Below are 12809 nucleotides of genomic sequence, written 5' to 3'. Positions count from 1 at the left end.
GCACCGAGCGAACAGAGAAGGAACGGCTACCGCAATGGACTTCCTCGGCGTCGATCATGTCGAGTTCTACGTGGGCGACGCGCGCCAGGCGGCGTTCGTGCTGTCCTCCGGGTTCGGCTTCCGCCTGCTCGGGCAGGGCGGCCCCGAGACCGGCCTGGCCGGGCAGCGCAGCCTGCTGCTGGGCCAGGGCGACTGCCGGGTGCTGCTGACCTCAGGGCTGGCGGCGGACCACCCTGCGTCGCAGTACGTCGCCCGGCACGGCGACGGCGTGGCCGTGCTCGCCTTCGCCGCCCGGGACGCCGCCGCCGCGTACGGCACGGCGGTGGCCGGCGGCGCGAGCGCGCTCGAAGCCCCCCGGACCCACACCCGCGAGGACACCTCGGTCGTCACCGCCACCGTCTCCGGCTTCGGCGACGTGGTGCACCGGCTGGTCGAACGGCACGGCTCGGAAAGGGAGTTCCTGCCGGGTCTGATCGAGATGCTGGACGCGGCGCCGCCGGCCTCGCCCGACCTGCTGCGGAGCATCGACCACGCGGCGGTCTGCGTGCCGGACGGGCAGCTCAGCGGCACCACGGACTTCTACCGCAAGGCCTTCGGCTTCGACGTGATCTTCGAGGAGTACATCGAGGTCGGGGAGCAGGGCATGTTCTCCCAGGTGGTGCAGAGCCCCGGCGGCGGCGTCACGCTCACGCTGATCCAGCCGGACCTCGGCCGCACCCCCGGCCAGATCGACAACTTCCTCGCCTGGCACGGCGGCCCCGGCGTGCAGCACCTGGCCCTGAGCAGCCGCGACATCGTCGCCACCGTCGACACGATGGCGGAGAACGGCGTCGGCTTCGCGTCCACCCCGGACAGCTACTACGACTCGCTGCACGGCCGGCTGGGGCCGGTCGACCTCCCGGTGGACCGGCTGCGCGGCCGCGGAATCCTGGTCGACCGGGACCACTGGGGCCAGATGTACCAGATCTTCGCCACCTCGATGCACGTCCGCCGGACCTTCTTCTGGGAGCTGATCGAGCGTCACGGCGCCCGCACCTTCGGCACCAGCAACATACCCGCCCTCTACGAGGCCAAGGAAAGGGAGCTCGCCACCGTGCGGCAGTCCGACCAGATCCCCCCGACCACCGAGGCGGGCCACCGATGACCGCCGCCCCGACCCTGCGCTTCGACCTCACCGACGAGGAACTGGCCCTGCTGCCGGACGCCGAGGACGTCGCCTTCTACGCCGAGCACGGCTGGTACCTGTCGAAGAAGCTGTTCACCGACGAGGAGGTGGACCGGCTGGCCGCCGCGAGCGAGGACTACTACGCCGGCGAGCGGAGCCGCACCCTGCCGGTCCGCCCGCCCCGGCTGGCGGCCTGGCAGCCCTCGGACGGGCCGGTCCAGCGCCACAACGACTACGTCCACCACGAGAGCGACCCGATCGCCCGGGTGCTGTGCAAGCCGCTGATCGGGGCGGTGGCCGCGCTGCTGGCCGGTACCGACGAGATCCGGGTGTTCCAGTCCACTCTGATCCTCAAGCCCGCGGTCTCCGGCGAGCCCAGCAACATCGTGCCCTGGCACTTCGACAAGCACTACTGGTCCACCTCGACCTCGGAGCGGATGCTGACCGCGTTCGTCCCGTTCCACGACTGCGACGAGGAGATGGGCACCCTCACCGTGGTGGACGGCAGCCACCTGTGGCGGGAGACCGGCCGCCAGGACTCGATGACCAAGCACTTCGCCGACCGCGACAAGGCCGACCTTGAGCGGGTGCTCGCCGAGAACGCCGCCTTCAACGGCGCCGCCATCCGCAAGGTGCCGATGGTCATCCCCCAGGGCCACATGAGCTTCCACCACTGCCGGACGTACCACGGCAGCGGTCCCAACCGCAGCGACCGGCCGCGCCGCGCGATCTCCTTCCACCTCCAGGACGGCGCGAACGAGTACCGCGACTTCGCGCTCAGCGACGGCGCCACCGCCGCCTACAACCACGACGTACTGGTCCGGCGACTGCCCGACGGCCGCCCCGACTACGCGGACCCGGCGTACTGCCCGGTGCTCTGGCGCGCCGACGGAGCGGCCGGCCATGGCTGACCCGACGACGGGCCCGACGGCCGACCCGGCGACGGACCCGGCCGCAGCCCTGTACCGGACGGTCGCCCTGGTCCGTGGCTTCGAGCAACGGGCCGTCGAGCTGGTCAGGGCCAAGGTGGTGCCCGGCGGCATCCACCCGTACACCGGCCAGGAGGCGATCGCCGCCGGCACCTGCGCCGCGCTGCGCCCCGACGACGTGATCACCAGCACCCACCGGGGCCACGGCCACGTCCTGGCCAAGGGCGCCGACCCGGCCCGGACGATGGCCGAGCTGGCCGGCCGGACCACCGGGCTCAACCGCGGCCGCGGCGGTTCGATGCACGCCGCCGACTTCGGCGTGGGCGTGCTCGGGGCGAACGCCATCGTCGGCGCCGCCGTGCCGATCGCGGCCGGCGCCGCCTGGGCCTTCCGGCGGGCGGGCTCGGACCGGGTCGCGCTCAGCTACTTCGGGGACGGCGCGGTCAGCCAGGGCGTGGTGCTGGAGGCCTTCAACCTGGCCGCGCTGTGGCGGGTACCGCTCGTCCTGGTCTGCGAGAACAACGGCTTCGCGACCTCGATGCGGACGGCCGACACGGTGGCCGGCAGCATCCTCGGGCGGGCCGCCGCCTTCGGCATCCCGGCCCGCACCGTGGACGGGACGGACCCGGAGGCGGTCCGCGACGCCACCGCCGAGGCGGTCGCCCGGGCCAGGGCCGGCGGGGGCCCGACCCTGCTGGAGTGCACCGCCTACCGCTTCGACGCCCACCACACCTGGGAGCACACCGCGCGCCCCCGTTACCGGACGGACGAGGAGGTCGCGGCCGGCCGGGCCCGGGACCCGCTGGAGATCCAGGGCGCCCGCATCCCCGCCGCCACCCGCGCCGCGATCGACGCGCAGGTCGCGGAGCTGCTCGACCGGGCGGTGCGGTTCGCCTGCGAGGGCCCGCATCCCGACCCGGCCACCGCGCTGGACCACCTGTACGCCACCGGCATGCGCGCCAGGGCGGGGGTCCGCTGATGCCGAAGCTCTCCTACCTCAAGGCGCTGAACCGCGCGATCGGCGACGAGATGGACCGCGACGAGGCCGTCTGCGTGTTCGGCGAGGACGTCGGGGTGGCCGTCACCCACGCCACCGCCGGGCTGCTGAAGCGCTTCGGCCCGGACCGGGTGCTGGACACGCCCATCTCCGAGCAGGCCTTCACCGGCTTCGCCACCGGCGCGGCGCTGGCCGGGCTGCGGCCGCTGATCGAGTTCCAGATCCCGGCGCTGCTGTTCCTGGTCTTCGAGCAGATCGCCAACCAGGCGCACAAGTTCTCGCTGATGACCGGCGGCCAGACCCGGGTGCCGGTGACCTACCTGCTGCCGGGCTCCGGCTCCCGGGAGAGCTGGGCGGGGCAGCACTCCGACCACCCCTACAGCCTGTTCGCGCACGTCGGGGTGAAGACGGTGGTGCCGGCCACGCCGGCCGACGCCTACGGGCTGCTGGCGACGGCGATCAGGGACGACGACCCGGTCGTGGTCTTCGCCCCCTCCGGTGCCCTCGGGGTGCGCGAGGACCTGGACCCCGCCGCCCTGGTTCCCGTCCCGCTCGGGGTCGGCCGGATCCACCGCAGCGGCACCGACGTCACGGTGGTGGCGGTCGGCCACCTGGTCCACGACGCCCTGGCGGTGGCCGAGGAGCTGGCCGGCACGGTCTCGGTCGAGGTCTTCGACCCGCGCACGCTGTTCCCCTTCGACTGGTCCGGGCTGGCCGCCTCGCTGGAGCGCACCGGGCGGCTGGTCGTCGTCGACGACTCCAACCGGACCTGCGGCATCGGCGGGGAGATCATCGCCACCGCGGCCGAGGAGATGCGGCTGATCGCACCGCCCCGGCGGGTCACCCGGCCGGACGGCGCCGTCCTGCCCTTCGCCCGGGAGCTCGACCTGGCCTGCCAGCCCACCAGGGCGCAGCTCAGGGCCGCCGTCGAGAAGGCGGTCGGGGCCGGATGAACGGGCACCCGCCCCCGCGGGCCGCCGGGCCTCACCCGCACGGCCAGCCGTGCGGACACCCGCACGCACACCCGCACGGACACCCTTCAAGGAGCGCAGAGTGACGGGCACCAACATCAGAGCGCGGCTGGCCGCCGACCCCGGACTGGGCGCGGGCAACGTGCTGCACAAGCTGTTCGAGCACGGGGCCGACCCGGACGGGCCGGGCGTCGCCTTCGACGTCCCGGTCGACGGGCACCCGGCCGGCCAGGAGCTGACCCTGGGCCTGCTCCGCGAGCGGGTGGCGGCCCGGGCGGCCTGGTGGCACGCGCAGGGCGTCGGCCCGCGCGACCCGGTCGCGATCCACGTCTCCAGCTCGGCGGACTGCCTGCTGAACTTCCTGGCGCTGACCTGGCTGGGCGCGATCCCCGCGCTGATGAACCAGCACATCCCGGGTGACATCGCCGCCGAGTACATCCGCCGGCTGCGCGGCGTCGGCCTGCTCACCGACCGGGAGCACCGGGACCGGCTGGCCGGCGAGGAACTGGGGGTGCGCGTCCACGGCGACGCCGCCGAGGTCGGCACCGGGGACCCGGCGGCGGCCCCCGCGCCGTACCGGCACCACGACGACGACCCGATCGCCATCACCCACTCCTCCGGCACCACCCGGATGCCCACTGCGGTGGTGCACTCCAACGCCAGCCTGTTCGCCGCCACCCGGCTGTTCCGGCTGGCCGCCCCGCGGGCCAGGGGCACCGCCCGGATCCTCAGCGCGCTGCCCGCCGCGCACGCCGCCGGCATCTCGGCGCTCAACCTGGCCCTGTGCAACCGCAGCGAGCTGCTGTTCCTGTCCACCCAGAGCGACGGCGCGGCGGTGGTCGACGCCATCGAGCGCTGGCGGCCGACCGGGGTCCTCGGCTTCGCCGCCACCTGGGCCCAGCTCGCCCGCGAGGACCTGGGCAAGCGCGACCTGGACTCGGTGTCGCTCTGGTTCAACACCGGCGACTGCGCGCACGAGCCGCACATCCGCCACCTGGTCGCGGCCGGCTCCCGGGAGACCGTCACCCGCGAGGGGGTGCGGAGGGTCCCCGGGTCGAGCTTCGTCGACGGCCTGGGCTCCACCGAGATGGGCCACTCCGCGTTCCACATCACCCACAGCGCCGGCACCGAGCGCTACGGGCGCTGCGTCGGCGTGCCGCACGGCTTCGCCGAGGTGGCGCTGCTGGACGTCGGCACCGGCCGGGAGGTCGAGCCCGGCGAGGTCGGCCACTTCGGCCTGAAGGCGCCGACGCTGGCCCCCGGCTACTGGAACGACTCGAACGCCACCTACCGCAACCGCCTCAACGGCTACTACCTCACCGGCGACCTGATGTACCGGGACGAGGAGGGCTACTACTTCCACGTCGACCGGGCGGTCGACGCCGTCGACCTGGGCGGTGGCGAATGGCTCTACACGGCGATGAGCGAGGAGCGCGTCCTCGCCAACTGCCCCGACGTGCACGACTGCACGGTGGTGTCGCTGAAGGTCGACGGCCGGGTGGTCACCGACGTCCTGCTCGCCCTGCACGCCGACGCCGACCCGGACGCCGACCGCACCCCGGCGGTCCGCGCCGCGCTGACCGAGGCCGCGGCGGCGACCCTGCGCAGGGTGGTGGCCGTCTCCGAGGACGAACTGATCATCGGCCCGACCGGAAAGGTACGCAAGTTCCTGATGCGGCAGCGGCACCTGGCAGAGACGGCGGCCCGTTGATGAGCGGCCACAAGGAGCGGCCGACACCCGCCCCGGAGCCCGCCGAGCGGGTCGCCGTGCACTTCAGCGGGGACGGCTCGGGCGTCGACGAGATGTCCTGGGGGATGTGGGAGATCTGGCACGCGATGGTGGACCAGCGCAGTTCGCTGCCCATCGGCGGCCGGACGGCCCTGCCCGCCGGGACATCCGTCGCCGACGTGGCCGAGGAACTGCGCTACCTGATGAGCCGGTTCCCCTCGATGCGGACCCTGCTCAGGTTCGACGCGAAGGGCTGGCCCACCCAGGAGCTGTTCGGCTCCGGCAGCACGACGCTGGAGGTCTACGACGCCGGGGACACCGACCCCGACGAGGTGGCGAGCGCGGTCGAACAGCGTTACCGGTCCGTCGACTTCGCGTACGCCACGGAATGGCCGGTGCGGATGGCCGTGGTGGTGCGGGACGGCCTGGCCGTCCAACTGGTCAGCATCATGAGCCACCTGGTCACCGATGCCGTCGGCGGGGCGATCATGCTCCGCGAGGTGCAGGAGCGGTCGACCGCGCCGGTCACCGGCCTGCAGCCGCTGGAGCAGGCCGGCTGGCAGCGCTCACCGGCCGGGCAACGGCAGAACGACAAGGCCATGCGCCACTGGGAGCGGGCCCTCAGGACGATCCCGGCCCGCCGGTTCCCGCCGTCGGTGGAGCAGGGCGTCCCCCGGCACCGGGTCGGCCTGTTCGAGTCCCGGGCCCTGCGGCTGGCGGTGCCGCTGATCGTCGAGCGGACCGGTACCGACACCCAGGTCGTCCTGCAGGCCCTGTACGCGATCGCGCTGCGGCGGATCAACGTCACCGGCCCGGTGGTGGTCCGGCCCGTCGTCAACAACCGCTTCCGGTCCGACCTGAGTGACGTGGTGTGCATGGTCGCCCAGGCCGGCATCGCGGTGCTGGACATCGGGGACGGCACCGTCGACGAGGTGGTCGAGCTGACCCGACGCGGCGCGCTGGCCACCTACAAGCACGCCTACTTCCACCCGGAGAAGCTGAACGAACTGATCGCCAGGGTCTCCGCGGAGCGGGGCGAGAGCGTCGACGTGCAGGTCTTCCTCAACGACCGCACGGCCAACCGGCCGCGGGAGGAGGGCATCGCGTCGGACCCCGAGGAGCTGGCCCGACAGTTGCGGAAGTCGCGGGAGGGCAGCGGGTTCCGGTGGATTCACGAAGGCGACGAGCAGGTCGACGCGTTCTACGTGGCCTTCGACGACCTCCCCGACGCGCTGTTGATGGAGATCCAGACGAACACGCACTACTTCTCCTCCGACGACGCCGAGGCGCTCGCCCTCGGCGTGGAGGCGCTCGCGGTCGAGGCGGCCCTCGACCCGGGCACGCGCACCGGGCCGCTGGTCGGCGCCGCGCCGACTGGCCAGGAGCAGGAGCAGGTTCAGGACGCGGAGCGGATCCGGTGACCGCCCTGCTGGCGGTGGCCGACCACCTGCCGCCCGGCCGGGTGCCGATCGAGGAGCTGGCCGGGGAGTTCGGCCTGACCTCGATGCAGGTCAAGATCTTCCGCCGCTACCACAAGCTCGGCGAGGTCGCCCGCGATCCGGGCGGCAGCCTGCTGGACCTGCTGCGCGGCGCGGTCGCCGGCCTGGACGCCCTGCGCGGCCGGGAGCAGCACGTCCGCTACGTGCTGCACGCCCGCACCTTCCCGACCGTGGTGCCGTACCCGCACAACCCCGTCCAGGAGCTGTGCCGGGAGCTCGGTCTCGACCGGGCGACGCTCTTCGCGGTCGGCCACCACGCCTGCGCCTCGGGCCTGCTGGCCATCGACGTGGCGGGCCGGCTGCTCGCGGCCGACGACGACCCGGACGGCCTCGCCCTCGTCCTGGCGGGGGAGAAGGCGTTCACCCCCGAGGCCGGGATGGTCCCGGACACCTCGTTCTTCGGCGAGGGCGCCTCGGCCTGCCTGGTCGCCCCCTCCGGGGACCGCGACCGGGTGCTGTCCTACGCCACCGACCTCCGGGGCGAGTTCGACAGCGACGCGGAGGAGCAGGCCCTGGAGTTCCAGCGGATCTACTCCGACGCGCTGGCGGAGGCGATCCTCGCGGCCGTCGGACGGGCCGGGCTGACCATGGACGCGATCGGGGTGATCCTGCCGCACAACGTCAACAACGTCGCCTGGCACCAGGTCTGCCGCACCCTCGGCTACCCCCGCGAGCGGGTCGTGCTCGACAACGTGGCGACCGCCGGGCACGTCTTCTGCGCGGACAACCTCGTCAACCACCGCACCGCGCGGGAGCGGGGGCTGCTCCGCCGGGGCGAGCCCTATGTGATGGCCGCCGCGGGCGCCGGACGCGGCGCCACCTTCTCGGCCATGGTCCTCCAGCACTGACCCGCCACCCCGCCGACCGACCCACCACCGAAGGATCAACGATGACGGAGCGGGACACCGCACTCCCATCCATCGACCCCGCCCTGCGCGAGCGAATGGTCGACGACATCTGCGCCCTGCTCCCGCAGGTGCTCAAGCGCGAGGTGACCGGGGCCACCGCCGCGACCACGCTGATGGAGGCCCTCGGCATGAGCTCCACCAGCGGCCTCGAACTCATCCTGGAGCTGGAGGACCGCCTGGACGTGGAGATCAGCGTGGAGGAGCTGGGCCGCCACGACTTCGGCACGGTCGGCTCCCTGGCCGACTACGTCGCCCAGAACCTGATCCCGGAAGCGTGACCGTGCGCACCTTCCTCCCGGCCCGAGCGGCGGACACCGCGAGCCCTCCGGACGGGACCGACGCCGACGGGCCGGCACCGACCTGGGGGATCCGCCGCGCCGTCCGGCTGGCCTTCCCCGGCCCGGGGGAGCCGGCCGCCGACCCCGTCCACACCGCGCGCCTGCGGCGCTACCTGACCGATCTGCTGCACCCGTACGGACTCGGGCTCGACGCGGGGGCGCTGGACGAGGCCGCGCGCCCGGTGGGCCGCTCCTACGGGGAGATGGCCGAGGCGCTGATCCGGGCCGTGGTGCCCGAGGGCGAGGCGGTCGACCTGCTGGTGCTGGCCCACGCCGTCCCCGACATCACCCCGGGGCGCGCCACGACCACCCGTCTGAGCCACGTCTGCCCCGGCACCCCGATGGCCTTCGCGGTCAGTGACCAGGGCGCCGCGAGCGCCTTCACCGCACTGCGGCTGGTCGACGCCTACGCGCGCTCGGGCGGCCTGCGGCGGGCGCTGCTGCTGGTGGTCGAGCAGGACTCGCTGCCGTACGACCCAGGGGTCCCCGTCGTCGTCCCGGCCGGCAGCCGCGGCGTGGCCCTGCTGTTCGGCGAACCGTCGCCGGGGGAGCGGGTGGCCGCGGTCTCCCGGGTCGCCACGCACGTCCTGGCCGCGGACAGCCCCGCCCTCGCACTGGCCGCCGAACTCGCCGAACTCGGCGGGCCCGGCGGGTCCGGCGACGGTCCCGCGCGGGGGACGGTGACCGCGATCCTCGGCGCCACGGCGGCGGCCGCCGCCGCCCACCGGTGGCCGGCGGGTCTGCGGTTCGCGGACGCCGGGCAGCCCGCCACCGGCGTGTGGTGGGACCTGGCCGGCGAACTCGCCGAGCCGTCCACCGGACCGCGCAGGGTGCTGCTGGCCGACTACGACGCCGGACCGCACCACCTCTCCCTGGCGACGGTCGCCCTGAACGGCCACGACGGTGGCGACGGCGACGGCGGGGTGCCCGGGTGAGCGCGTCCGTCGACACCCCGGGCCCGGGCGTCCGGCCGCCGGACACCGTCCCCCTCGGCCCCCCACCTGCGGACCCGCCGCCCGCGCTCCGCATCGAGGACTACCGGCACCGGGCCCGGCGCCGACTCGACGCCCGGGTCTGGGACTTCGTCGAAGGCGGAGCCGGGGGCGAGCGCACCCTCCGGGCCAACCGGCACGCCTTCACCCGGGTGACGCTGCGACCGCGGGTGCTGGTCGACGTCGCCGCCTGCGACACCGGGACGGAACTCCTCGGTGCCCGGCTGGCCACCCCGGTGGGCGTCGCGCCCACCGCCTACCACCGGCTGCTGCACCCCGACGGCGAGGTCGCCACCGCCCTCGGCGCCGGCGCGGCCGGGGCGCTCTACGTGGTCAGCGTCTTCGCCAGCCGCACCCTGGAGGAGATCGCCGCCGAGGCCACCGGGCCGCTGTGGCTCCAGCTCTACTGGCTGCGCCGCCGCGAGGTCCTGGCCGGCCTGGTGGAGCGGGCCGCCGCGGCCGGCTACCGCGCCCTCGTCCTCACCCTGGACGCGCCGCGACTGGGGCGGCGCCACCGGGACGCGCGCAACGGCTTCGCCATCCCGTCCGGCATCTCCGCGGTCAACCTCGACGCGGCCCTGATGGCCTCCGCACACCGCTCGGACGCCGGCCGCTCCGCCCTGGCGGTGCACACGGCGGAGGCCGTCGACCCGTCGGTGACCTGGGCCGACCTGGCCTGGCTGCGCGGGCGCAGCGAACTGCCGCTGGTCCTGAAGGGCGTCCTCACCGCCGAGGACGCCGTGCTCGCCGTGGAGCACGGGGCCGACGCGATCGTGGTCTCCAACCACGGCGGCAGGCAGCTCGACGGCGCGCCGGCGAGTCTGGACGCCCTGGCGGAGGTGGTGGACGCGGTCGGGGCCGCCGGCTGTCCGGTGCTGTTCGACGGCGGGGTCCGCAGCGGCACCGACGCCTTCGCGGCACTGGCACTGGGAGCGCGGGCCGTCCTGCTCGGCCGCCCGGTCCTCTGGGGACTGGCCGCGGACGGCGCCGCCGGGGTGGCCGGGGTGCTCGGCCTCGCCACCGAGGAACTCGCCCACACCATGGCACTCACCGGACGACCGGCCCTGCCGACCGTCGACCGGTCCGCGGTCGCCCGCGGCACGGCGGCAGGCACGGCACCGGGCACAGGACTATGAGGGGCGGTCGGACGATGGCGGCAGTACTGGCACGCGAGGACCTGCACGCGTCGGTGTCCGATCCGGCGTCCGCGTCGATGAACTTCCTGAACGAGGTGTCGGCGCGCTTCCCCGACGCCGTCCCGCTGGCGGCCGGCCGCCCCCACGAGGGCTTCCACAGCACCGAGGACCTCGACCGCTACCTGCGGACCTACCTCGCCCACCTGGAGGGGCTCGGCCTCGACGCGGACCAGCGACAGCGCCAACTGCTCCAGTACGGACGGACCAACGGGCACCTCGGCCCGCTGATCGCCCGGACGCTCCTCCTCGACGAGGGGATCGAGGTGCCCGCGCAGGCCGTGATGGTCACCACCGGCGCGCAGGAGGCCATGGTCGTCGCGCTGCGCGGGCTCTGCGCGGCGCCCGACGACGTGGTGCTCGCCGTCGAACCCTGCTACGTCGGGTTCACCGGGGCGGCGAGGCTGCTGGGCATCGAGGTCGTGCCGGTGCCCGAGACGGCGGACGGCCTCGACCCGGAGACGGTGCTCGCCGTCGCGCGGGCCGTCCGGGCCGGCGGCCGCCGCCCGCGCGCCCTCTACCTGGTGCCGAACTTCGCCAACCCGTCCGGCGTTTCGATGCCGGTGCCGGCCCGGCGGCGGCTGCTGGAGGTCGCGGCCGAGGCGGACCTGCTGCTCCTGGAGGACGACCCGTACGGGCTGTTCGGGCTCGACGACGAACTCCGGCCCACCCTCAAGGCGCTGGACACCGAGCAGCGGGTGGTCCACATCGGCTCCTTCGCCAAGTCCTTCTTCCCGGGCGCCCGGATCGGGTTCCTGGTCGCCGACCAGACGGTGACCGACGCTCAGGGCCGGTGCACGCTGCTCGCGGAGGAGCTGTCCACGGTGAAGAGCCTGCTCACGGTGAACACCTCACCGGTCGCGCAGGCCCTGGTCGGCGGCTTCCTGATCGAGTCCGGGTGCAGCCTCAGGACGGCGGTCAAGGAGAAGACCGCGTTCTACCGCCGCAACCTGCGGACCCTGCTGGCGGCGCTGGAGCACGCCTTCGCCGACGAACCGAGAGTCCGCTGGAACGCGCCGGCCGGCGGCTTCTTCGCGGTGGTCGAGGTGCCGATGACCGCCGACGAGAGCCTGCTGGAGGTCTCCGGCCGGGACTACGGGGTGCTCTGGACCCCGATGAGCTTCTTCCACGCCGGCGACGGGGGCCGGCGCGCCCTCCGGCTGTCCTGCAGCGCCCTGGAACCGGAGCGGATCGAGGAGGGGGTGCGCCGGCTCGCGCGGCTGGTCCGGGAGCGGGCGGACCCACCGGGCCCGACGGGGCCGGGCAGGGCGGCCGCGGCCCCCGCCGTCACCAGGGTTCCCGGATGACGGGCGAACCCGACACGGTCCAGCTGTGGCTGGTGCCCGACCAGGAGCCCGGACCGGCTCCCGCGGAGCTGCTGGCGGTGCTCGACCCGGAGGAGCGGTCGCGCGCGGCGGCCTACCTGTCGGCCGACGCCCGCCGCCGCTTCGTCCTCGCGCACGGCGCCGTCCGCCACCTCGTGGCCGGCCGGCTCGGGGTCGCGCCGCAGGAGATCCGCTGGCGCCGGGGCCGGCACGGCAAGCCGGAACTGGCCGGGCGGTGCACCGGCGCCGAGGTCAACCTCTCCCATTCGGGCGCCGTGGCCATGGTCGCGCTCTCGGCGTCGCGACGGGTCGGGGTGGACGTCCAACGGGTGCTGCCAAGGCTGGACGCCACCGGAATGCCGGAACGCTACTTCCTGCCCGAGGAGGCCCGCTTCGTGCGGGCCGGGGCGGACCCGGCCGCCCGGGCCGAGCGCTTCGCCACGCTGTGGGCCCGCAAGGAGGCCCTGGTCAAGGCGTACGGCGGCCGGCTGACCCAGGGGTTGCGGATCCCGCTGCTCGACAGCGGCACCGTGACCGGCGGGCACCCCGCCGACGCCTGGGCGCACGACTACCGCGTCGCCGACGTGCCCGCGCCGGACGGGTACCGGGCGGCCGTCGCCCTCTCCGGCACCGGGGACTTCCGGGTGAGCATGGGCCGGTGGGCCTGGCCAGGACCGGCCTCCCGGGCACCCACCGTCCCGGAGTCCGGGGTGCCGGACCTGCCCACCACCTGACGGCCGCCCCGCCGCCGCGCGGCAGCTCC

General features: G+C 74.6%; 12 protein-coding genes. All 12 read left to right on the top strand.

Annotated features, from left to right (window positions below; translation table 11 throughout):
- The first annotated feature begins 34 nt into the window (after positions 1-34).
- The 12 genes from hppD (at position 35) to J2S46_RS03095 (ending at position 12780) form a co-directional block, all read left to right on the top strand.
- Positions 35-1144 (top strand): 4-hydroxyphenylpyruvate dioxygenase, encoded by a 1110-nt coding sequence (hppD, locus tag J2S46_RS03150; protein WP_191291360.1) that lies wholly within the window; start codon positions 35-37, stop codon positions 1142-1144.
- Positions 1141-2076 carry a phytanoyl-CoA dioxygenase family protein gene (locus J2S46_RS03145; protein WP_191291361.1) on the top strand — a complete coding sequence of 312 codons (936 nt, stop codon included), beginning with the start codon at positions 1141-1143 and terminating at the stop codon, positions 2074-2076. The genes hppD and J2S46_RS03145 overlap by 4 nt, the downstream gene beginning before the upstream one ends.
- Positions 2069-3073, top strand: a complete 1005-nt coding sequence (locus J2S46_RS03140) for a thiamine pyrophosphate-dependent dehydrogenase E1 component subunit alpha (RefSeq protein ID WP_191291362.1) — start codon at positions 2069-2071, stop codon at positions 3071-3073. The genes J2S46_RS03145 and J2S46_RS03140 overlap by 8 nt, the downstream gene beginning before the upstream one ends.
- Complete coding sequence (locus J2S46_RS03135; protein ID WP_191291363.1) at positions 3073-4044, top strand: alpha-ketoacid dehydrogenase subunit beta; 972 nt, start codon at positions 3073-3075, stop codon at positions 4042-4044. The genes J2S46_RS03140 and J2S46_RS03135 overlap by 1 nt, the downstream gene beginning before the upstream one ends.
- Before the next feature lie 100 nt (positions 4045-4144).
- The gene (locus tag J2S46_RS03130; protein WP_191291364.1) at positions 4145-5773 is read left to right on the top strand and encodes a class I adenylate-forming enzyme family protein; all 1629 of its coding nucleotides are present in this window, start codon (positions 4145-4147) and stop codon (positions 5771-5773) included.
- Positions 5773-7212 (top strand): condensation domain-containing protein, encoded by a 1440-nt coding sequence (locus J2S46_RS03125; protein WP_191291365.1) that lies wholly within the window; start codon positions 5773-5775, stop codon positions 7210-7212. The genes J2S46_RS03130 and J2S46_RS03125 overlap by 1 nt, the downstream gene beginning before the upstream one ends.
- Positions 7209-8138, top strand: a complete 930-nt coding sequence (locus J2S46_RS03120; protein WP_191291366.1) for a 3-oxoacyl-[acyl-carrier-protein] synthase III C-terminal domain-containing protein — start codon at positions 7209-7211, stop codon at positions 8136-8138. The genes J2S46_RS03125 and J2S46_RS03120 overlap by 4 nt, the downstream gene beginning before the upstream one ends.
- Before the next feature lie 41 nt (positions 8139-8179).
- A complete protein-coding gene (locus tag J2S46_RS03115) occupies positions 8180-8476 on the top strand; it encodes an acyl carrier protein (RefSeq protein WP_191291367.1) in 297 nt (98 codons plus the stop codon).
- Positions 8473-9471 (top strand): 2-hydroxy-acid oxidase, encoded by a 999-nt coding sequence (locus J2S46_RS03110; protein ID WP_191291368.1) that lies wholly within the window; start codon positions 8473-8475, stop codon positions 9469-9471. Before J2S46_RS03115 ends, J2S46_RS03110 begins: the two co-directional genes overlap by 4 nt.
- Positions 9468-10664: an alpha-hydroxy acid oxidase gene (locus J2S46_RS03105; RefSeq protein WP_229912921.1), complete on the top strand. Its 1197-nt coding sequence runs from the start codon at positions 9468-9470 to the stop codon at positions 10662-10664. The genes J2S46_RS03110 and J2S46_RS03105 overlap by 4 nt, the downstream gene beginning before the upstream one ends.
- A 14-nt stretch (positions 10665-10678) precedes the next feature.
- Positions 10679-12028 (top strand): aminotransferase-like domain-containing protein, encoded by a 1350-nt coding sequence (locus J2S46_RS03100; RefSeq protein ID WP_229912922.1) that lies wholly within the window; start codon positions 10679-10681, stop codon positions 12026-12028.
- Positions 12025-12780 (top strand): 4'-phosphopantetheinyl transferase family protein, encoded by a 756-nt coding sequence (locus J2S46_RS03095; protein ID WP_191291369.1) that lies wholly within the window; start codon positions 12025-12027, stop codon positions 12778-12780. Before J2S46_RS03100 ends, J2S46_RS03095 begins: the two co-directional genes overlap by 4 nt.
- Positions 12781-12809: the final 29 nt, after the last annotated feature.

This window comes from Kitasatospora herbaricolor, assembly GCF_030813695.1.
Classification (GTDB): domain Bacteria; phylum Actinomycetota; class Actinomycetes; order Streptomycetales; family Streptomycetaceae; genus Kitasatospora; species Kitasatospora herbaricolor.
This window is presented reverse-complemented; position numbering and strand designations above follow the sequence as displayed.